General features: G+C 63.0%; 15 protein-coding genes. 9 read left to right on the forward strand and 6 right to left on the reverse strand.

The window, feature by feature from the left end; translation table 11 throughout:
• The first annotated feature begins 83 nt into the window (after positions 1-83).
• The 6 genes from NUW13_10930 to NUW13_10955 all read left to right on the forward strand — a co-directional run bounded on the left by NUW13_10930 (position 84) and on the right by NUW13_10955 (position 9,780).
• On the forward strand, positions 84-617 hold the full coding sequence (locus tag NUW13_10930) for an N-acetylmuramoyl-L-alanine amidase (GenBank protein ID MCR4439537.1): 534 nt from the start codon (positions 84-86) through the stop codon (positions 615-617).
• Positions 618-734: 117 nt separating this feature from the next.
• Positions 735-1,928 carry a porin family protein gene (locus tag NUW13_10935; protein ID MCR4439538.1) on the forward strand — a complete coding sequence of 398 codons (1,194 nt, stop codon included), beginning with the start codon at positions 735-737 and terminating at the stop codon, positions 1,926-1,928.
• 9 nt (positions 1,929-1,937) lie between these two features.
• The gene (locus NUW13_10940) at positions 1,938-2,732 is read left to right on the forward strand and encodes a tetratricopeptide repeat protein (protein ID MCR4439539.1); all 795 of its coding nucleotides are present in this window, start codon (positions 1,938-1,940) and stop codon (positions 2,730-2,732) included.
• A 145-nt stretch (positions 2,733-2,877) separates the two neighbouring features.
• The gene (locus NUW13_10945; GenBank protein MCR4439540.1) at positions 2,878-4,098 is read left to right on the forward strand and encodes an MFS transporter; all 1,221 of its coding nucleotides are present in this window, start codon (positions 2,878-2,880) and stop codon (positions 4,096-4,098) included.
• Between the two features lie 18 nt (positions 4,099-4,116).
• Positions 4,117-7,350 (forward strand): DUF5110 domain-containing protein, encoded by a 3,234-nt coding sequence (locus tag NUW13_10950; protein MCR4439541.1) that lies wholly within the window; start codon positions 4,117-4,119, stop codon positions 7,348-7,350.
• Positions 7,351-7,374: 24 nt separating this feature from the next.
• A complete protein-coding gene (locus NUW13_10955) occupies positions 7,375-9,780 on the forward strand; it encodes an SMC family ATPase (GenBank protein ID MCR4439542.1) in 2,406 nt (801 codons plus the stop codon).
• Here the strand turns inward: NUW13_10955 and NUW13_10960 are convergent.
• From NUW13_10960 to NUW13_10975, 4 genes are all read right to left on the reverse strand, one after another.
• Positions 9,777-10,832, reverse strand: coding sequence for a flippase-like domain-containing protein (locus NUW13_10960; protein MCR4439543.1), 1,056 nt, complete (start codon positions 10,830-10,832; stop codon positions 9,777-9,779). The genes NUW13_10955 and NUW13_10960 overlap by 4 nt on opposite strands.
• A 53-nt stretch (positions 10,833-10,885) precedes the next feature.
• The gene (gene ychF, locus NUW13_10965; GenBank protein ID MCR4439544.1) at positions 10,886-11,977 is read right to left on the reverse strand and encodes a redox-regulated ATPase YchF; all 1,092 of its coding nucleotides are present in this window, start codon (positions 11,975-11,977) and stop codon (positions 10,886-10,888) included.
• A gap of 287 nt (positions 11,978-12,264) precedes the next feature.
• On the reverse strand, positions 12,265-14,928 hold the full coding sequence (locus NUW13_10970; GenBank protein ID MCR4439545.1) for a T9SS type A sorting domain-containing protein: 2,664 nt from the start codon (positions 14,926-14,928) through the stop codon (positions 12,265-12,267).
• 73 nt (positions 14,929-15,001) lie between these two features.
• A complete protein-coding gene (locus NUW13_10975) occupies positions 15,002-16,312 on the reverse strand; it encodes a dicarboxylate/amino acid:cation symporter (protein MCR4439546.1) in 1,311 nt (436 codons plus the stop codon).
• Positions 16,313-16,496: 184 nt separating this feature from the next.
• On the opposite strand from NUW13_10975, the gene pyrF reads away from it, so the two are divergent.
• The 3 genes from pyrF to NUW13_10990 are packed head-to-tail and all read left to right on the forward strand — an operon-like array spanning position 16,497 to position 18,903.
• Positions 16,497-17,333 carry an orotidine-5'-phosphate decarboxylase gene (gene pyrF / locus NUW13_10980; GenBank protein MCR4439547.1) on the forward strand — a complete coding sequence of 279 codons (837 nt, stop codon included), beginning with the start codon at positions 16,497-16,499 and terminating at the stop codon, positions 17,331-17,333.
• A 42-nt stretch (positions 17,334-17,375) separates the two neighbouring features.
• Positions 17,376-17,948 carry an orotate phosphoribosyltransferase gene (pyrE, locus tag NUW13_10985; GenBank protein ID MCR4439548.1) on the forward strand — a complete coding sequence of 191 codons (573 nt, stop codon included), beginning with the start codon at positions 17,376-17,378 and terminating at the stop codon, positions 17,946-17,948.
• Positions 17,949-17,988: 40 nt separating this feature from the next.
• Positions 17,989-18,903 carry a diacylglycerol kinase family lipid kinase gene (locus NUW13_10990; protein ID MCR4439549.1) on the forward strand — a complete coding sequence of 305 codons (915 nt, stop codon included), beginning with the start codon at positions 17,989-17,991 and terminating at the stop codon, positions 18,901-18,903.
• Positions 18,904-18,963: 60 nt separating this feature from the next.
• On the opposite strand, the gene NUW13_10995 is transcribed toward NUW13_10990, so the two are convergent.
• Positions 18,964-19,821 carry an RNA polymerase sigma factor RpoD/SigA gene (locus NUW13_10995; protein ID MCR4439550.1) on the reverse strand — a complete coding sequence of 286 codons (858 nt, stop codon included), beginning with the start codon at positions 19,819-19,821 and terminating at the stop codon, positions 18,964-18,966.
• Positions 19,822-20,016: 195 nt separating this feature from the next.
• The gene (locus NUW13_11000) at positions 20,017-20,394 is read right to left on the reverse strand and encodes a hypothetical protein (GenBank protein MCR4439551.1); all 378 of its coding nucleotides are present in this window, start codon (positions 20,392-20,394) and stop codon (positions 20,017-20,019) included.
• Positions 20,395-20,399: the final 5 nt, after the last annotated feature.

Consider the following 20,399-nt stretch of genomic DNA (forward strand, 5'->3'; position numbering starts at 1 on the left):
CTTGTGATTGACGCCGCCTGGGTTGCGCGATGGTCAGCTGCCCGGGCACGCGGCACAATTCTCACTTTCGGTGGGAGGACACCATGCGCATATGTATCGATGCCGGACACGGAGGCCGCGATTCCGGCGCGGTGGGAACCAAGCCTTTCGTGCTCGAAGAGAAGGCGGTGAATCTGGCCATCGCGCTCCTTCTGGAAGAGGAGCTGCGCGCCAAGGGGCACCAGGTGGTGATGACGCGCCGCCGCGACTGGTACGTCAGCCTGGAGGCGCGTGCCGACTTTGCCAACCGCCTCGGCGCCGACTTTTTCGTCAGCATTCATGCGAATGCTTCCTACGACCCGGCAACCCAGGGGATGGAGGTCTTCCATTTCCCGGGAGGGACCATCAGCAACCGCTATGCGCGCAGCATCCTCAACAGCATGTTGCGCCAGTTTCCTGACCACCTCAATCGAGGCGTCAAGGAGGCAAACTTTGCGGTGCTCCGTCTCACGGACATGCCGGCGGTGCTGGTGGAGTGCGAATTCCTGACCAACCCGCAGCAGCTGCGCTTTCTGGCTTCTCCGGACAAGCAGGCTGCCCTGGCCCGGGCCATAGCCACAGGAATCGACACGACCTGAGCCGCCAACAGACCTGCCACAAGGGTGTGCGACAAAATCCTTGACTTTTAGCAAAGACTTTGGTACATTTTTCTGGCAATAAGCCGTGCAAAGCATGTCACTTAGCAAGGGGGTGCCATGCGCACCACAGCCAAGCTCTCCGTTGCCGTGGCCGTGCTGACCGTTGCCGCCTTGCCCACACTGGCGCAAGAGGGTGGGTGGGGGAGCGTCAGCTTTGGGCTGCAGGCAGGCTTCAGCAAGCTGGAAGGGGACCTGGAACATCCCCGCTTATGTCCCACCATCGGCGGCCAGGTTGAGTACGCTCCTGTACCGTATTTCGGCCTCCGCGTGGCTGCCTCATACGCCATTTTGAACAGCCGCGATTATGCCGAGCGCGCCGCGCTGCAGTGGGACAAGACGATTGCCATGCCGGTGGACGGGGAGATGGTTTTCCGGCTTTTCCCCCTGAAATCGGTGACCCCGTACGCGAGCCTCGGTGCGGGAGCACTTTACTGGCGCTCCACGCAGGCGGGCACGGGTACCATCAGGAAAGGGTGGGACGCGTTCGGGAAAGTCGGAGGCGGCCTGCAGTTCCGCCTCGCTGAGGTGCTGGCCTTTTCCATCGGCACCGACGTGCGGGTAATTGCAGTGGACGCGCTTGAAAACCGGGAGAGCGGCGACGAGACTGACGGCATCCTCTTTCCGCACGCCCGCTTGAGCTTTTCCTTCCCCACGCGCGACAGGAACGACCGTGACCACGACGGCGTGCCCCGCGAGCTGGACCTCGACGACAGCATCGCGGAGGACGACGACGGCTACCTGGACCACGACGGCCTGCCGGAGGAAAATCCTGACTTTGCTCGCTACTACCACGGCAAGATGAAGCTGGTGGAAGAAGCGCGCGAGATCGCCCGCCAGGAAGCGGTACCGCAGAACAAGCCGGTGGTCATCCACCACCCGATCCGCCGGGCAGAGTGGCACCACTCCTTGAAGCTGGTCGCAGACGTGTACGCAGACAGTCTCATGCTGTGCGCCGCCCTGTACCGGCCAGAGCCAGACGCCAAGTGGTCAGTGGTGCCCATGCTCCCTCATCCTTCCGTGCCTTTCCGGTATGAGGCTTCCCTGCCGGACAGCGTCGTGCACAGCGGGCTTAGCTACCTTGTGGCAGCGGTAAATGCGGATAAGACCAGCATCGGCTATTCAGGTTTGCCGCGACGGCCATTGCAGGTAAAAGTCTTCTCCCACGCGTCGCGGTGGCGGAGAGTGGGTGGAACCGTAGCGGCGCTCGGTTGGAGCGCAGCCGGTTTCTGGGTGCTGAGGAGGCAAAAGTAGGGAGGAACTATGAAACGGACGCTCAACTGCCGCTGGTTGGTTGTGCTCGCGCTGGCCGCGGCGTTCTTGGCGGGCTGCGCATCCACCAAGGCCAAGAAGGAGCCGGTCACCGAGGAACAGTTCAACCTGGACGAGCTGTTGGGGGAAAAGAAACCTCAGGCGGAGACCACCGCCAAAGCAGAGGACGAGGCGGAAGTACTGAAGCTGCTCGGGGTGACCAAGGAAGAGAAGGCAGCCCCTGCTGCCGCCAAGGCAACGACCCCGCCTGCTGAGGCGGAGGCCTCCGCGCTGCAGAAACAGCTGGAGAGCAAGGACCTCGAAATCGCTGCCCTCCGCTCGGAAGTAGCCAGGAAGGCAGATCGCATCGACGAGTTGCAGCGTGAACTCCGCGAGCTGAAGACAGCCCAGGCCGCCACCGGCGGCCCCACGGCCACCGGCTACGAAGGAAAGTACCAACAGGCTCTGCAGACCTATGAGAGCAAGGAGTACCGTGAGGCGATCGCCATGTTCGAGTCGCTCCTGGCTGCTCAGCCCAATCACAAGCTCGCCGATAACTGCCAGTACTGGATTGGCGAGTGCCGGTATGCCCTGGGCGAGTACGAGCAAGCCATAGCTGACTTCCAGAAGGTATTTGGCCTGGGCGACGGCAACAAGAGCGACGCGGCCCAGCTCAAGCTCGGCTTGTGCTACTTGCGGCTGGGCGACAGGTTACGCGCCAAGGAGGAGTTCCAACGCCTTCTGGTGGAGTACCCGAAGAGCGAGTTCGCGCCGCGCGCCCAAAGCTACTTGGATAAGCTGCAGTAGCAAGTTCAGGTGCCAATAGCGGCTCGCCTTTGCGCGGACCGCATGGCTGTTGTTTGCCGGTAGTCCTGGTCCGGGTGGACTCTTGTGTCCACGCCGGACTTTTTTGCATGGTGGTCTTGCCACCCTCACGAGCTGAGAAGCCTTCATGCGACAGGAAGCACAGCCATCCTCTGCCGAGGGGGGGCGCCCGGCGCGCCGTGCCTGGTTGACGCGTAATGTGGCAGCCCTCAGCGGCGTCAGCCTGTTGAATGACGTCAGCAGCGAGATGATCTACCCGCTGCTTCCCCTGTTTCTCACCAGCGTGCTCGGCGCCGGGCCTGCCTTTCTCGGCCTGGTGGAAGCAATTGCCGAGACGACAGCCAGCCTGCTTAAGCTTTTCTCTGGCTGGCTTTCCGACCGCCTGCGCCGGTGCAAGCTCCTGGCCGTGTGCGGCTACGGTGTCTCTTCCATAGTGCGTCCGCTCACGGCCCTGGCTGCTGCCCCCTGGCATGTGCTGGTGGTGCGCTTTTGGGATCGCGTGGGCAAAGGAGTGCGCACGGCTCCCCGCGATGCGCTCCTGGTCGCCTCCTCTCCCCCGGCAAGTCGGGGCAAAGCCTTTGGCTTGCAGAGGGCCATGGACCACCTGGGAGCAGTACTCGGACCGCTCATTGCCACCTTCATGTTGGCCGCCTTGACCACCAACGTCCGCACGGTCTTTTGGTGCGCCGCGATCCCGGCGGCGCTGAGCATGGCCCTGCTCATCGCCGCGGTGAAGGAACAGGTGGCCGACAAGACGGCCACTGAGGTACCCAGGATCAGCTGGCGTCAATTCGATCGCCGCTTCCTGTCCTACGTGGGCATCGTCTTCCTGTTCGCCCTGGGCAACTCCAGCGACATGTTCCTATTGCTGCGAGCCAGCAACCTCGGCGTGCCAGCGGCTCTGGTGCCCACCTTGTGGATGGTGCATCATCTGGTCAAGTCGACGACCTCGCTCCCCGGAGGGAGCTTGTCAGATCGCATCGGGCGCAAGAGGGTAATCGTCGCGGGCTGGTTGGTGTACGCGTTGACCTACGGCGGCTTTGCGCTCGCCCACCGCACCTGGCACATCTGGGGCCTGTTCGTGCTGTACGGGCTCTACTTCGGCCTCACCGAAGGCACCGAAAAGGCACTGGTCGCCGACTTTGTCAAGGCGGAACAACGCGGCACTGCTTACGGCTTGTTCAACTTCGCCGTGGGAATAGGGGCCTTGCCGGCCAGTGTGCTCATGGGACTCCTGTGGCAAAAATTCGGGCCGACGGTCGCCTTCGGCCTCAGCGCTGCCCTGGCGGCCCTTTCGTGCCTGCTCCTCTCAGTGCTGCGCGTGCCCAAGCTGGCTCACCAACATTGAAAGGGAAATCGGTGCTCTATGGTGCGATTCACTTTGCTCTCGCCGACGCTGGCTCGTTTAGAGTACTCCCCCACTGGCGCCTTTATCGATCAGCCCTCCGTGGTGGTCATCAATCGGAAGTGGCCACATGTGCCGGCCAAGCAGTACGAGGCTGATGGGTATCGCTGCTTGGATGGGGAACGGCTGCGCATCCGCTACCGCGAAGGCTCCGGGCCCTTCGCACCGGAGAACCTGCAGGTCGCTTACCGCCACGGCGATCGCTGGCGCACCTGGCGGCCAGGCGAGCACGATCCCCACAACTTGGGCGGCACGCTGCACAGCCTGGATGGCGTCTCAGAAAGCAGTTTGCCCCCGCTGCCTGCCGGCATCCTCAGTCGCAGCGGCTACTATCTGCTCCAAGATGAACACCATACCTTGCTGACCGCAGATGGCTGGCACACGCCACGCAAAGGGGCCAACGCGCAGGATTGGTACTTTTTCGCCTACGGCGATGACTATGCCCTGGCCCTGAGGGAATATGCGCAGCTCACTGGCCCTGTGCCGATGCTCCCCCGCTGGGCGTTTGCCGCGTGGTACTCCCGGTACTGGCCTTACAGCGACCGCGACCTGCAAGAGGTCGTCATGCGCTTCCGCCGGGAAAATCTTCCACTGGAGGTGCTGGTCATCGACGTCGACTGGCACCTGCATGGCTGGGAGGGCTATGACTGGAACCCTGAGCTCTTTCCCCACCCGGAAGAATTCTTGGCGTGGCTCCACGCGCAAGGCCTGAAGGTGACGCTCAACAATCACCCCGGCTTGCTGCCGCCAGAGGAGAGCGCCTACCAGGAGGTAGTGGCCAGATTGGGCACGGCGCACCTGGGGCCTGATGGCTCATTCACGTTCAATCTCGCGCTCCGTTACCACGCGGAGGTCTTTATGGACCTGTTGCACAAGCCCTTGCACGCGCAGGGAGTCGACTTCTGGTGGATTGACGGGGCAGCAGCCTCGGCACCGGGACTGAACGGGCAGATGTGGACCAACAAGGTCTACTACGACAAGACCCAGACGTACACCGGCAAGCGGGCGCTCATCTTCAGTCGCTATGGAGGCCACGGCTCGCACCGCTACCCCATCTCCTTTTCTGGCGACACTTACTCGGACTGGGGCGTGCTCCGTTATGAGATTGCCTTCACACCCACTGCCGGCAATGTCTTGGTCCCTTATTGGACACACGACATAGGCGGCTTCTTCGGCAACAGGCTGGATGACGAACTCTACGTGCGGTGGGTGCAGTTCGGGGCTTTCAGCCCATTTCTGCGCTTGCATAGTGACCATGGCATTCGCGAGCCGTGGCGGTACAGCCGCGCTGCACAGCGTGTCGTACGCGCCTTCTTCCATTTGCGCTACCGGCTACTCCCTTACATCTACACTTACTCCCGGCAGGTCCACGAGCAAGCCTTGCCTCTGTGCCGGCCTCTCTACCTCGAGTGGCCCCACCTCCAGGAAGCGTACGCTTACCGTCACCAGTACCTCTTCGGGCGCGAGCTGCTGGTAGCTCCCATTGACGAGCCTGGAGAGTTCGGCGTGGCCGCCAAGGAGATCTACTTCCCGCCGGGCACATGGGTGGACCTGTTCACCGGCAGGCGAATTGGCGGACCCAAGGTGGCGGTCTGGCGTACGCCTTTGGCACGGATGCCCCTTTTCGCCCGCGCGGGGGCCATCGTGCCCCAGGCGCCCCTGGACATGCCGCGCGAGATGCTGGTCGTCGACGTTTACACCGGAGCCGAGGGCGAGTTCGAACTGTACGAAGACGACGGGGAATCCCTCGGCTACCGCGACGGTGCATACCGCACAACGCCAATACGCTATTCGATGGTAGCTGGCCAGCACTGCGTGGATGTGGGCCCTGCGCGGGGAACGTACCAGGGCGCTCCTGCAAGTCGCGCGTACCTGATCCGGCTACTTTCCCTTCCTCGACCAAAGGTGGTCGAGCTCGATGGCCAGCCCCTCCGGCACGTGCGAAGCAAGAAGGCCCTGTCCGCGAGCCAAGGGGCCTGGCGTTATGACAGGGCCAGGCACTGCATCGAAGTCAAAACGCCACTCCGCGACTCCTCGGCGCCCGTCAAGCTCGCCGTGCACACGCATGCGGATGCCGCTTACCTCGATCTCCTGGCCGCGGCCGACCGGCACGTGCAGCTCCTTTCCGACCTTCGCCAAGCGGCTGGGCAGGTAGCCGCTCGCGGACCTCTTCCGGACAAGCTCGCCGCCTTGCTCACCCGGGCAGAGCAGCACCGGCTGCACGCCGGAGAAGGCACCGTGACCACGAGGCAGTTGCACGAGGCCCTGGCAGCCGTGGAACAGGACTTGCGCGCCCTGGCGGGCGAAATTGCCTGCCAGGACACAGTGCAGAGCCGACGGCGAGTGCTCGAGGCGCTCTTTGAGTTGGTGGTCTGTGCCCGCGCCGGCGAGATGCATGGCGACCAGGCAGTTCTGCCCATCGTCTGCACCTTTGCCTCCGGCGAATTAGCGCCCCCGCTGCGGGTCACCAGCACCTTGCGCGCCCCCCAGGAATGGCTGCAAGGGCTGCAGGGGCCAGCGGTCATGAGCGGGGAACTTGCCCCCGGTGGTGTGTTCACCGCAAAGTTTCTGCTGCTGGCGCCATCTCGTTTCCCGGTGGACAGAACCACCTTCAAGGTGGACAATCGCCTGCATTGGAACGGCAACGACTTTCAGTACCCGGCAGTCTTCGAGTTCCCCGCCACCTTCCTGCAGGCCTACCACCTCATTGGGCCGTTCGACAACGCAGATCATCAGGCCCTTGACCGCGCAGACCCGCCGGAACGGGAGATCGACCTTGCTGCCTGCTACCCTGGCAAGTCAGGACCGGTGCACTGGCAGAAGTGGCAGTGGTGCCCGCCGCGGCGCACCACCGGCTCAGTGTTCATCAACTTGCGTAACACCATCTACTCCGGCCACGACGTGGCAGCCTACGCGGTGACCGATCTGCACAGCCCGCAGGACATGGAGGTCCTCTTCGCGCTTGGCTCAACTGGCGGCTACCGCCTGTGGGTCAATGGCGAGCTCGTCCATGTGCATCGCCAGCAGCGCTCCGCAGTGCCAGGGCAAGACAAAGTCCCGGCCCGACTGCGCGCTGGGCGGAATCGGGTGCTCATCAAGTCCGTGCATATTGGTGGGAGCTGGGGCTTCTTCCTGGAGGTGACCGACCTGGCAGGGAGGCCTGTCCCCCCCTTGGTAAACGCCTACGTGGAGTGAGCGTCCCACTCCGGAGGCACGTCCATGGTGATCCAAACTCTGCGCTTACGCAACTACCGGCGATTCCGCACGCTGGAACTGGAGTTTCCGGAAAACGTGATCGGCATCATCGGCCGCAATGGCGTGGGCAAGACCACCATCGTCGAGGCCCTGGGCTGGGCCCTGTATGGCAACCGCGTCAAACGCACCGACAAGACCGACATCCGCTCGCAGTTTGCCTCCCCCAAGGAGGTCTGCGCTGCGGAGTTGCTGTTCACCTGCGGGGGTGAGCACTACCGCATAGTGCGGCAGCTGCGGGGAAAGGACGCCATTGCCGAAGCGGCGGCATATCGCGGTGCAGCAGAGGCGCCGGTTGCCGTGCTAGACACCGGCGTGACCGAATTCATCGAGAACCTGCTCGGCCTGGACTACCAGTCCTTCTTCGCTTCGGTCTTTGCCCAACAGAAGGAGCTCGATGCTCTCTCCCGCCTGAAGACTCCTGCCGAGCGCCTGAAGTGCATCAACCGGCTGATCAACATCGACCTGGTGGATCGCGCACGGGAGCTGGCACGCCAGGACTGGCGAGATCGCAGCAAATACGTTGAGGGCTTACGCAAAGGCCTCAAGGACGAGGCTCTGCTCCGCCAGAACCTTGCCCAGGCTGCGGCCGCCCTTCAGGAAAAGCGCCGATCAGAGGAAACGGCAAAGGCGGCACTCGCTGCGGCAAAAGAGGCCTTGCACCGCGCCAAGAACAAGCTCGACGCCCTCAGCGCCACGCGCGATCGCTTCATGCAGCTATCCTCCCGCCGCGAATCCTTGACTCAGCGACTGGCCGAGGCGGAGCAATCCCTGCGAAGGGCACGAGGTGACCTTGCCACCATCGACGAGGCAGCCGAAAAGCTCAGGAAGATTGCCCCGCTGTTCGACGAGATAGCACGCGTCCGTCCCGAGAAGGAGCGGATGGACAGCGCCGCAAGAGAAGCCGCCATGCTCCAGGCAAAGAAGGAGGAGCTCGCCCGCCTCCGCCCGCAGATGGCTGAACTCCAGCGAAAACTTGCCGATCTCCGGGAGAAAGCCGCCACTCTGCAGCAGTTGGGCACCGACCTCCAGCAGGCCCGCACAAAGATTTCCCACCTGGAGAAGGAAGTTGAGCAGGCCGAGGAGCAACTCCGCCAGGTGGCTGCGGACCGGGAGGCAATCGCTGCCAAGGGCCGGGAGGTGCGCGGCAAACGTGAGCAGGTAGAAAAGCTCGGCCCCTCGGGCCCCTGCCCGGTGTGCACCCGTCCCCTCGGTGAGCAGCACGCGGCCGTGTTGCACAGATACGATGAGGAGCTGAAGCAGCTCCGCGAGGAATACCACGCTCGCCAACAACAGGAAGAGCTGGCCAAGCAAGGCCTTGCACAACTGAAGCGGCAACTGACGGAAATGCGGGAGGCCGAACGCGGGCTTGCGCTCCGGGAGCAATCTGCTGCAGAAGCGGCACGCCAGCTCCAGGAGGTTGAGCGACAACTGACACAGTGGGATCAGCACGGCGCGCGCTTGGAGGAGGAAATCGCCTCCTTGAGTAAAGTGCAGTACGACCAGACCACGCATCAAGCGCTCAAGCGGCGCCTGGATGAACTTCTCGAGGTAGAGAAAGAGGCATCCGCACTCCGTGCCGAGGCGCGGCGGCGCGAAAGGGTGGCGGCGGAAATCTCCCGCCTCGAAGCGAGCGTTCAGGACCTCACTGCACAACTTGCAGAAGTGGAACAAGACTTGGCCGGTGTCGCTTTTGACGAGGACCAGTACCGGCAGGCGCAACAGCTGGTCGAGCGGTGCTCACAGGAACAGGACCAACAGCAGGAAGCACACACCCAGGTGCGCGAAGAGCGGGCTGCCCTGGAGAAAGGACACAAGGACCTTGTTGCTGACCTCGAGGAGCACCGCCGCCAGGTACAAGAAATCGCAACCGCTGAGGAGGAAATGCACTACCTCGAGCTTCTGGACCACCACTTCGACTGCTTCCGGCAGGAGCTTGCCAACCGCCTTCGCCCCCTGATTGCCAGTCGCGCCTCCGAGCTCTTGCGCCTGACCACCGAAGGCCGCTATTCCCTCCTTGAGCTGGACGAGGACTACACCATCCGCCTTTATGACGGAACGACCCCCTACCAGTTGGAGCGCTTTTCCGGAGGCGAACAGGACCTCACCAACCTCTGCCTGCGCATAGCCATCAGCCAGGTTGTGGCCGAGCGCAGCGGGGTCACCCCGATGAACCTTATGGTGCTGGACGAGATCTTTGGCTCCCAGGACGAGCAGCGCCGCCAGCTGATTCTCAGCGCCCTCAATCAGCTCTCCACGCGCTTCCGGCAGATCTTCATCATCACCCACATCGAGGACGTGCGGGACAGCCTGCCCGTGGTCATCGGCGTTGAGCAAGAAAACGAACAGGAAAGTGTGGCCCGCTTCCTTTAGCCCTTAGCAACCTCGGTCGCAGACTGGCCCGCGGCGGCAAGCTCCTCGCGATGCGACATGGTGGTTATGGTCACCCCTTCCTTCCAGGCGCATGCCATGCCGACCAGAGTGACGGTGAGCACGGCAGTGGCGTGCGCAACCACCGCAAAGCTCAGCGCCGTGCTCTTGTCCACGCCAAACAGGCTGAGCGAAAGCACCGCCAAGTAGTGGTAGGTGCCCACATACCCGGGCGAGGAGGGGACGACAATGCTGATGGTAGTGATTACCAAGACCACCAGCGCCGCAGAAAGTCCCACCCCGTAAGCCGACAGACCGAAGGCGAGAATCACACAGTATAGGTTCACCAAATAGCCCGCCCACACCAGCCCAGAGGTCAGTGCCACCACGAGGTAGTCCGAGGGTCGCGCAAGGGGGACCAGGCCCGTGACAAAGTCGCGCAGCAGCCGCTGCCCCCGTTCTGCCAGTCGCCGACCCAATGGGCGCAGCGGCAGCCCGACAAGGCGTAACGCGATCTCTGTCCTCATCTTGAGAAAGAGCAAGAAGGCAAAAAGCAGTGCGGTGGCGAGGAACATAAGGTAGCCGCTGGTGGTCACCTCGTCGGGTATGGCCACCGTGCGCGGAAACGGCTTGAGTGTCAAAGTGAGGGCGGTGATGAGCAGCAACGACAGCATGTCGATAACCCGCTCTAAGGCGATAGTGGCAAAGGCCGCGCTGCCGGAGATCTTCTCGCGGCGGCCGATGACGTAGGCGCGCACCAGCTCGCCTAGGTGGGCAGGCAGGAGCGTGTTGGCAAAATAGCCCACCATCAGCGCGGAAAAGAGTGGCCAGACGTGCACGCGCTTAATGGGATCCAGCAGGTAGCGCCAGCGCAGCGCCCGTAACCAATGCGCCACAAACAGCACCGCCACCCCTGGCAGCAGGTACCAGTAGTCCGCCTCGCGAAAGGCCTCCTGCATCCTGTGCACATCGACCTTGCGAAAGGCCACCCAGAGAAACAGCACGCTGAGCGCCACGCCCACCAGCATCTTCCACCGATTTCCCGCGCGTGCCACCTTTGTCCTCCTCTGCTCCTATCCTTGGGCGCTGCTGCCCGCTTGCTTCTCCTCTACACGTGGAAGCGGAAGGTGATGACATCGCCATCTTGCACAATGTAGTCCTTCCCTTCCAGGCGCAGGAGCCCCAGCTCGCGGCAGCGGGCCAGAGAACCGTGCGCGTTGAGATCCGCGTAGCTGACCACCTCGGCGCGGATGAAGCCCCGCTCGATATCGGTGTGCACCGCTCCCGCGGCCAGCTTGGCGGTCGTGCCCCGGGGGATTGTCCAGGCGCGCACCTCCTCGCTCACATAGGTGAAGAACGTCACCAAGCGCAGCAGCTCGTATGACGTGCGCACCAGGCGAAACATGGCCGGCTCCTTAAGGCCCATTTCCTCTGAGAAGACCTGTGCATCTTCAGGCGCCAGCTGGGCAATCTCCATTTCCAGCTTTGCAGAGACTGCATCCATTGCGCACCATGGCCCACCTGCCATGTCGGCATGGGAGGCGACGATGGCCTGAGCATCAGGTATCTGCTCTTCGCCGAGGTTGAGCACGATGAGGAGCGGCTTCAGGGTGAGGAATTGATAGGGCCGCGCCAGGCGCTCTTCTTCATGGCTCAGGATGAGGGCGCGCAAGGGGCGCTCATTTTCCAGCTCTTCGAGGCAGCGCTCCATGAGCTGCAGCTCCTGTTGTTCTTCCAGGCTATGCGTCTTCAATACGCTCTTGCGAAGCTTTTCCAGGCGATGCTCCACGATGCTCAGGTCCGAAAGCACAAACTCCGTGTGGAGGATGGAAAAGTCCCGCCGCGCGTCGATGCTCCCTTCCGGATGTAGGACCTGCGCATCGGCGAACAAGCGCAGCACCACCAGTAAGGCATCCACGGTGCGCAGCCTGCCCAGCAGCTGGTCGCCGAGACCGCTCTTCTTGCTCACGCCCTTCTCGAGGCCGGCCACATCAACGTACTCGACAGTGGTGGCGGTCACCTTCTTCGGTTGGAACAGTTGCGCCAGAAAGTCCAGGCGCGGATCGGGCACTTTGACGACGCCGACGTGCGCCTCCTCCTTGGCCCCCAGGAAGCTGTCCACCTTGACATGCCCCCTGGTAAGGGCGTTGAACAGGGTGGTCTTCCCTGACAGTGGCAAACCGACAATGCCTATCCGCACGGCAAGCCCTCCTACACTGATAGGCCAACCGCCCCGTGACGGCCTAACAGAGCCTTCCCGAGCTGGCTCCCCGGGAGGCCCATTTCTCTTGTTTTGTACAGGCAACAGCCCACCGGCGCGTGCCAATTCTCTGCCGAGCGCCTGGGAAAGATCGCAAACAGGCAGGTCAGCAAGCGCACCCTGGCCACTCTTCAGCCGCCAAGACGCGTACCAGCTCATGCTGACGGCACTCACGTTTGCCCCGTCACCAACAGAGGGACTCGCGCAGCTGGAAGAGCCTTTCCCGCTCAGCGGCAGAGCACTATCTTCTGCTGCGCCTGACTGCCGGCGGCGCTGAGCTTGAGCACATAGACCCCGCTCGGCACAGGCACTCCCGCCTGGTCGCACCCCAGCCAGTGCACCGTGTGCAGCCCTGGGAAAGCGGCGGCAAGAGACAACGTCCAGACCGTCCGTCCATTGGCATCGTAGACCGCCAGGCGCACAGGACTCTGCGTGGGGAGCACAAATCTGATGGTTGCTCTGGCGTTGCACGGGTTGGGAAAGGCCGGGTACAGGCTCAACTGCCGCACCTCGTGCGGGGGGAGCTGGTCGCGGCGCACTCCGGTGAGCACCTCCCCATTGAGCGCGTCGAGCACAACTTGGAGGGTGGCACCTCCATCCGGCGCTCTGTAGCTTACCACCCACAGCGTCCGTTCCCGATAGGCTGCAAGCCAGCCCCGCGCCAGCGTAGCCGAGCACAACGCGCCAGGATAGACGGCGCGAAACGCCTGTCCTCCACCGGCCTCGGCTCGGGCAAGGGCCTCTGGGCTGTCGATGCACGCAGCCGGAATCTGGCCCTTCCCCGGCAGCGACGGCGCGAAATACTGCGCCACCAGCATGCTATCGGCAGCAACGAGAACCAGGCAACTGTCCACCTGGGGGCGGGCAAAAAGATACGCCCACCCAGCACAGGCACCCGTGGTGTCCACGTCCTCGCCCCAGGAAAGCGCACCCACCAGGGTAGTGCGCGCGCCCCAGCCTCGTGCCCGTTCCTGTGCCACAGCAAGACCGTGGTGCGCCGCGCTCGGCCCATGTCGGAAGCGATGCGTCACGGCCGCACGCAGCGGGTCAACCAAGAAGAGCAAGAAGTCGTGCCCATCCTCCGTGGCGAAGGTCATCCGCCAGAAGCTGGTGCTCGTGTCGCTGCCGATCGCAGCTGGCACCAGCTCTATCCCCCAACCCTCCAGCAGGCCACGTGGCACAGGCACACGCACGGCAGGCGCCAGCTCCGTGCAGACTTCGAGGGGACTTTGCGGGTCGACTCGGAGGAGCTCGGCCGCAACGACCGCCCCTTGGTGACCCTCCAAGAATTGCTCTCCGCCTGCGGCCAGCGCTGCAGCCAGGGCCTGGTCGCTATCGAGCCAACCAGCAGCCAAGGGTCCCTCTTTTAATCCGACTGCGAGGGTGTCTGGCCGCACGCCATACGGGGAGACGCGCACATCAAGTCGCCCTGCTGCACCCAGAAAGCCAAACGACCACCGCCAGGCTGTGCCATCGCCCTCTACATGTGCTCCCGCATAGCAGCAACCAACTTCGCCTTCCGAGAATTCTTTTGCCGCTTGCGCCGCGCTTGTGTACGCCTCCCGCGCCGTGAGTGTCATCCGGTTGAACGTCCTCAGGTGGCGGCCGCTCAAAGCGTCCAACACCACCGCACAGAACTCATCTTCCGCGCCGAACCAGGTGACTCTCCACAGGGCCTCCAGTTCCTGGCCCCAAAGGGCCTCACCGCCTGCATAGGGCAGCGGCAAGTGTCTGCTCGACCAGCCCACCTCCATGACCACGCTGTCAAAGCTTGCCTGCCGGACAAACTCGGCGGCGTGGGCGCGGGCGCTGTCGAGCACCACCGGGCTATCCATCCAGCCTGAAGGGAGAGCGGCAAGGCGCTCGCCATGCCGCGGGCCCGGGGCGTATCCCGCCAGCTTTCCCACAGAAGCTAAAGAGACCGCGGCGTTCTGGGCCCCACATGCGAACTGGCCGCGCCATTCCCAGGCTTTTCCCACGCTGTCAGGGTCACGGCCGGCCAGGAAAAACAGCCTCGCATCGGCTGCCCAGCCCGTGGCGACCATCGACTGCCGTTCCGCCGCTTCCCGCGCTGTGACCGGCACCAACAGGCGCGCCACGGTCAAGTCAACCTCTGTGCGGGCCTCGCCTTCGACGAGCACGAGGCTGTCCGGTCGCAGGTCAAGGTCGGCGTCCAGAAAGCCCCAGGCATCATCGAAGAGGCTCAGCTCGCCGTCGCCGTTGAGGTCCTTGGCGGCGAGCGGGTACCATGTCCCTGCCGGCACATAGTCAATCGCGTACTGCCCGCCGCCGTGCGTCACCACTGCCGCGCACACTGCCTGTCCGGCGTGCACATAGAACTGACCGCCGTGCGCTATTGCCGCCAGCGACCTCCCCTTGAATGGGTCCTCTTGATACAGCGCCACGAACGTCCCCCACGGCGAACCGCCTGGACAAGTCACCACTCCGGAGACGGAGCCGCTGGGCATTATCGCACCGGTGGTGAAGGCCAGAGTGGAGGGGCGATCGAGCCTCTGCCCATCAGCGCTGCGGGCGCCAAGCAGGGAGTATTGGACGCGACTCTCAGGGGCCAGCTTGAGCTGAACGAAAAGCGTGCGACGGTCACTGCTGAGGCTGAGCGTCGGAGGCGCCGTAAGCGCCCCAGGAGGCGCCGGCCCAGCGTTGACAAAGGTGCCGCTACTCGCAAAGAGCGCCTCTGCGTCGAGCGCCTGCGTAAAGACCATGACCACGGTCATGCTCGTGTTGACCCCTACACAGCCATGCTGGGGCGTCACCGACAAAACCTGCAGTTGCGCCTGGGATGAGCGAGCACCAGCGCACACTATTGCCCACCCCAGAGCTGCGCAAAGGACCCACTTGTGGCCCACTCTGCGCTCCTTTGCCTTAGCCATCCTCACCACTCCTTCCCTCCGCCCTCAGAAGGTAGATCTTCTGCCGCAGTCTCGGCCCCGTGGGTAGCCCCCTCTATTCGCGAAGGGTAAACCCCTCGGAACGGGCGACGTACGCGGCACAAGTGATGTCGCCGGTCACGTTGAGCACCGTGCGGCCCATGTCCAACAGCCGGTCCACCCCAAGGATGATGGCAATCCCTTCCGCCGGCACGTGCACCATGCCCAGGACGATGATGAGCAGCGGGATCGAACCCGATGGCACCCCAGCCGCACCGACCGCGGTCAGCACACTCATGATTATCACGATAATCTGCATCGTCAGCGAAAGGGGCACGCCAAAGACTTGGGCCAGGAAGAGAACCGTTACGCCCTCAAACAGCGCCGTGCCGTTCATGTTCATCGTCGCCCCAAGGGGCAAGACAAAACCGGCGATCTTCTGCGGAATACCCAGGTTCTCCTGGGCGACCGCCATGGTCGTCGGCAGGGTCGCGCCGCTGGAGCTCGTCGAAAAGGCGGTAAGCATCACGGTCTCCACCTTGCGAAAGAACTTCAGCGGGTTGTAGCGGCTGAACAGGCCCACCAAGACTGAGAACGTCCCGAACAGGTGGATGGCAAGTCCAGCTACCACCGTCAGGACGTACACCGCCAGCGCAGAGAGCAGGTCATAACCAAAACGCGAGGTCACGCTGAAGATCAGGGCTGCCACCCCGTAGGGAGCAAGGCGCATGGCAATGCGGATCAACACAATGGTGACGTCGTTGATTGCCTCGAGGAGGTGGATGAGCGGCAGAGCGCGCGGCTTGGCCACCAGGGTCAGAGCGATGCCCACCATGAGCGCGACGAATATCAAGGCGAGCATGTCGGGATTGGGCCGAGCAATGGCGGCAAAGGGGTTGCGCGGCACAATGTTCACCAGGGTCTGAATGCCAAACTGGGTCTGCTCGGCAGCTCCCTTCACCTCCGCTGCCTGCGTGGAATAGGTCGCCAGCAACTGCTCCTTGGTGCTCTGCGGCAGCCGATCGCCCGGCCGTATCGCGTTCACCAGCACCAGGCCAATGACCACGGCCACCGCCGTCACTGTCAGGAAGTAGACCATTGTGCGGAGCCCGACCCGCCCCAACTGGCGCAAATCGCCAATCTGTGCCACCCCCAATGCGAGACTCGAGAAGACCAAGGGGATGACCACCATGACGAGCATGTTCAGGAAGATCCTCCCCAAGGGGTCGCTGAGGTACTTCTGCACCGCCTGCACCACCGGGGCGTCCGGGAACAGGGCATTGCAGAGCACACCGGTGCTGGCTCCCACAATCAATCCCAAGAAGATCTTCGTGTGTCGCTGCATGCGACGACGGGGCGGCCTTTCAAGAGTTGCTGTCTCGCTCATGAGTGACTCCCATGCTCAGCTTCTGTGACGAACAGCGGCGACCTTTGGCCGGTAGAATTTCCGGAAAATCCGACAAAGATGCAAGGGAAAAATCCTCCGCGCATTTTTCTGTTGATTATTTGGGCCGATTCTGCTAACTTGACATCGGGGCGAACGCGGTACGTTCAGAATAGAGACGGCAGAGATGGCGACCAACTTTGTACAAGATCTTCAACAGCTGGCGCAAGAAAAGGACAGCTTGCTCTGCGTGGGCCTGGACATCGAGCAGGAGCGGCTCCCCAGGCATTTGGGACAAGGACATGCGGCGATGGTGGACTTTGGCCGTGCCATTATCGACGCTACGGCCGACCTGGCCCTGGCCTACAAGCTGAACTTTGCCTTTTTCGAGGCCTATGGCCTCGACGGGTGGCGAGCCTTGGAGCAGCTCAGGGCTGCCATCCCCTCCGACTGCCTGGCCATTGCCGATGCCAAGCGGGGCGACATTGGCAATACTATGCGCATGTACGCCCGCGCCATCTTTGCCACGCTCGGCTTCGACGCCACGACCGCCAGCCCCTATCTGGGCCGCGACGCAGTGGAGCCGCTGCTTACCGATCCCAGCCACGGGGTCTTCTTCCTCTGCCTCACCTCCAATCCCGGCGCCAGAGACTTCCAATACTTCTCCGACGGCCGCAAGCGCCTGTTCGAGCACACCGCGGCCACGGTGGCCAGCTGGAATAGCGCCGGCAATTGTGGCCTGGTCGTTGGCGCCACGCACTCTGAGGAATTGGCAGGCGTGCGCACCTTGGCTCCGGCTCTCCCCTTTCTCATCCCCGGCATCGGGGCGCAAGGCGGCGATCTGGAGATGGCGGTCCTCTACGGTACCGACGCCCGTGGGGAGTTGGCCCTATTCAATTCGAGCAGGGGGATCATTTTCAAGTCCTCAGGCCCAGACTTTGCGGAAGCGGCACGGAGTGAGGCGCAAGCCCTTCGCGACGCCATCAATGCCGCACGCGCCCCCAAACGGCGCCCGCCCGCCTGATGGGCAACGCCAGCAAGCAACATCCAGCACAGGAGGCTCATGGTGGAAAAGGAACAGGTGATGCGCATCTTTCGCAGCAGTGGCGGGTTGTTGGAAGGCCATTTCCTGCTCAGCTCCGGGCTGCACAGCCCCCAGTACTTTCAGTGCGCCAAGGTGCTGCAGTACCCTCACTACGCCGAACTGTTGTGCGGCGAGATCGCCGAGCACTTTGCCGGCGAAGATGTCGACGTGGTCATTGCGCCGGCCATTGGCGGCATCGTAGTGGCGCAGGAGGTGGGACGCCAACTGTGCAGACGTTCCATTTGGGCCGAACGCGAAGAGGACAAGATGAGCCTCCGCCGCGGCTTTGAACTGCAACCGGGAGAACGAGTGCTGGTGGTGGAAGATGTGGTTACCACGGGTGGTTCGGTACGTGAGGTGGTCGCGCTGGCGACTGACGCCGGATGCGAGGTCGTCGGCATCGGCGCCATCGTGGACCGCAGCGGCCGTAAGGCCACCTTCGATGTTGACCTCTTCTCCGTGATGAAGCTGGAGGTAGTTACCTACCCGCCGGACAAATGCCCCCTGTGCAAACGAGGCGTGCCCGTGGTAAAGCCCGGCAGTCGCAAGCGATAATCCCACCCACCGTGGCCGTCATCGGGAGGCGCTGTTCCCCATGCCTGCGTTCATCATCGTCAATCCCAAGGCAGCAAACGGCAGGGCCGGCCGCATTTGGCCTGCGTGCGCAAGACTGCTCGACGAAGCGCTGGGTGGCCAGTATGAGGCCCGCCTGACTGAGGGGCCCGGGCACGCGGTGGAGCTGGCCAAGGAGGCGGCAGCACATGGCTATGAGCTGGTGGTCGCCGCTGGCGGCGATGGTACGGTCAACGAGGTGGTCAACGGCCTCGCCGACGCCCTCGCCCGCACCCAATTGGGTATCCTTTCCCTGGGAACCGGCAAAGACCTGATCAAGACCCTTGGCATTCCTGCGGACCTGCGGCAGGCAGCCCAGGTGCTGGCCAGCGGCACGGTGCGCCACATCGATCTCGGCCGCGCCCTGTTCGTGGACCACCATGGTCGCCGGGCAGAGCGCCTGTTTGTAAACGTCGGCGATGTGGGCTTTAGCGGCGCTGTGGTGCAACGCGTCAACCGCTCCAGTAAGGCACTCGGGGGCTTTGTCTCCTATCTTGGCGGGCTGGTGGCCACCCTGGTCACCTACTCCAACAAGTTGGTGCACATCACTGTGGATCAAGCAGTCGACGAAATTCTGGTGGCAAACGCCGTGGTGGTGGCCAATGGCCAGTACTTTGGCGGCGGCATGTGGGTCGCCCCCAGCGCCAAGGCTGATGACGGCCTGTTCGAAGTGGCGGTCATCGGGGATGTCGGCAAGACGGAGGTCATTGCCAACGTGCCTAGGTTGTACCGCGGCACCTTAGCCTCTCACCCCAAGGTGCGCTACTTCCGCGGCCGCACGGTGACGGTCAACTCCGGTGATGAGGTGCTGCTGGACCTGGACGGCGAGCAGCCGGGGCGCGTCCCCGTCACCTTCGAACTTCTCCCCCAGGCACTTGCCTGTCTCACGCCGGCATGAGTCAGATCTCCGCAAACGAAAAAGCCTCCACCGCCTGTGTGGAGGCTTGACCGATTTGGGCTATCCTAAGTACTTACGCAAAGGTTCAAGGCGTGAGCGGTGGCGGAGACGATGCAGGGCCTTCTCCTTGATCTGCCGCACGCGCTCGCGGGTGAGGCGGAAGTGGGCGCCAATCTCCTCCAACGTCAGCGGCCGGTCCCCGTCGAAGCCGAAGTAGAGGCGGACTATCTCCGCCTCGCGTGGCCGCAAGGTAGCCAGCACCTTGTCGATCTCGTTGCGCAGGGACTCGCGCATCAAGGGGCCGTCCGGCGGGTCGTAGCGGTCGCTCTCCAAGACGTCCAAGAGACTGGTGCCCTCGTCTTGCTGGAAGGGCTCATCCAGTGACACATGGCGGGCGGCGTTTCTTAGCACTTCGGCCACCTCACGCGTGCTCAAGTCCATCTCATCGGCAATCTCCTCCATGCTCGGCTCGCGGCCGTAGGCCTTCTCCAACGCCTCAAAGGTGCGCCCCACCCGGTTGATGGCGCCCACTCGGTTCAAGGGCAGACGGACCACACGCGCCTGCTCGGCAAGGGCTTGGAGAATGGACTGCCGAATCCACCACACGGCGTAGGATATGAACTTGAAGCCGCGCGTCTCATCGAAACGCTGCGCCGCCTTGATGAGCCCCAAGTTCCCTTCGCTGATGAGGTCCTGCAGCGGCAACCCCTGCCCCTGATACTCCTTGGCGACGCTGATGACGAAACGCAGATTGGCTTTGACCAACTGTTCCAGCGCCTGCGTATCCGAGTTTCGAATGCGTCGCGCCAGCTCGATCTCTTCTTGTGGAGGGAGCGGAGAGAAGTTCGCGATCTCCTCCAGGTACTTCTCGATGGACTGTTTGAAGGGAGGTTCCGTATCCTGTCTCTTCTTGGCCATAGACCTACCTTGGGACAAAACCGCAGGGTCTTGTTGACCCGTTCTGTCTGTGCTCAGAGTCGCAACAATCGCTTCACAGCGTGCGGCTCACAACTGCGGTAGGGGGCGGCTTCTCACCTCCTTTGCTCAGCTAAGGCCGGTTTTCCAAAGGGGAGGAGTGCAACGAAAGGTTTTCCGGCATCTCTCCCATTGTCCTCAGGGGATGCCCAGGCTCTCAATGAGCCTCTTTTCACCAAGGCGGGAGAATGCAACCACGATCATGTGCTGTCCACCGCTGGTCACCTCCTTCCTAATGACTTCCCCCGTGTCGTCCCATTTCGGATGGTACACAGACTGACCGATGGCAAAGGTAGCGGTAGGGTCGTATTCGGTCACGGAGGACTGCCCTTCGGGTTGACGCCCGGCAATGAGTTCCTCCCACTCCCGCGCGTTGACAAGAGTCATCTTGCCGCAGGCGGTGCAGCGCAGCCAGATGATTTCGCCAGCAAGTCCTCTGCCTGCGCGCTTCATCGGGCGGTCTGCTCGACACCGCTTGCAGAACGCAATGACCGCCTTCTTGCTTTTTGTTCCCATGAGGC

This window comes from candidate division KSB1 bacterium (assembly GCA_024655945.1).
Classification (GTDB): domain Bacteria; phylum Zhuqueibacterota; class Zhuqueibacteria; order JANLFK01; family Oleimicrobiaceae; genus Oleimicrobium.

What these genes read in the sequence shown, in the direction of transcription:
- NUW13_10930 (MCR4439537.1), top strand. Translation starts at nt 84, where the DNA reads ATGCGCATATGTATCGATGCCGGACACGGAGGCCGCGATTCCGGCGCG.
- NUW13_10935 (MCR4439538.1), top strand. Translation starts at nt 735, where the DNA reads ATGCGCACCACAGCCAAGCTCTCCGTTGCCGTGGCCGTGCTGACCGTT.
- NUW13_10940 (MCR4439539.1), top strand. Translation starts at nt 1,938, where the DNA reads ATGAAACGGACGCTCAACTGCCGCTGGTTGGTTGTGCTCGCGCTGGCC.
- NUW13_10945 (MCR4439540.1), top strand. Translation starts at nt 2,878, where the DNA reads ATGCGACAGGAAGCACAGCCATCCTCTGCCGAGGGGGGGCGCCCGGCG.
- NUW13_10950 (MCR4439541.1), top strand. Translation starts at nt 4,117, where the DNA reads ATGGTGCGATTCACTTTGCTCTCGCCGACGCTGGCTCGTTTAGAGTAC.
- NUW13_10955 (MCR4439542.1), top strand. Translation starts at nt 7,375, where the DNA reads ATGGTGATCCAAACTCTGCGCTTACGCAACTACCGGCGATTCCGCACG.
- NUW13_10970 (MCR4439545.1), bottom strand. Translation starts at nt 14,928, where the DNA reads ATGGCTAAGGCAAAGGAGCGCAGAGTGGGCCACAAGTGGGTCCTTTGC.
- NUW13_10975 (MCR4439546.1), bottom strand. Translation starts at nt 16,312, where the DNA reads ATGAGCGAGACAGCAACTCTTGAAAGGCCGCCCCGTCGTCGCATGCAG.
- pyrF (MCR4439547.1), top strand. Translation starts at nt 16,497, where the DNA reads ATGGCGACCAACTTTGTACAAGATCTTCAACAGCTGGCGCAAGAAAAG.
- NUW13_10990 (MCR4439549.1), top strand. Translation starts at nt 17,989, where the DNA reads ATGCCTGCGTTCATCATCGTCAATCCCAAGGCAGCAAACGGCAGGGCC.
- NUW13_10995 (MCR4439550.1), bottom strand. Translation starts at nt 19,821, where the DNA reads ATGGCCAAGAAGAGACAGGATACGGAACCTCCCTTCAAACAGTCCATC.
- NUW13_11000 (MCR4439551.1), bottom strand. Translation starts at nt 20,394, where the DNA reads ATGGGAACAAAAAGCAAGAAGGCGGTCATTGCGTTCTGCAAGCGGTGT.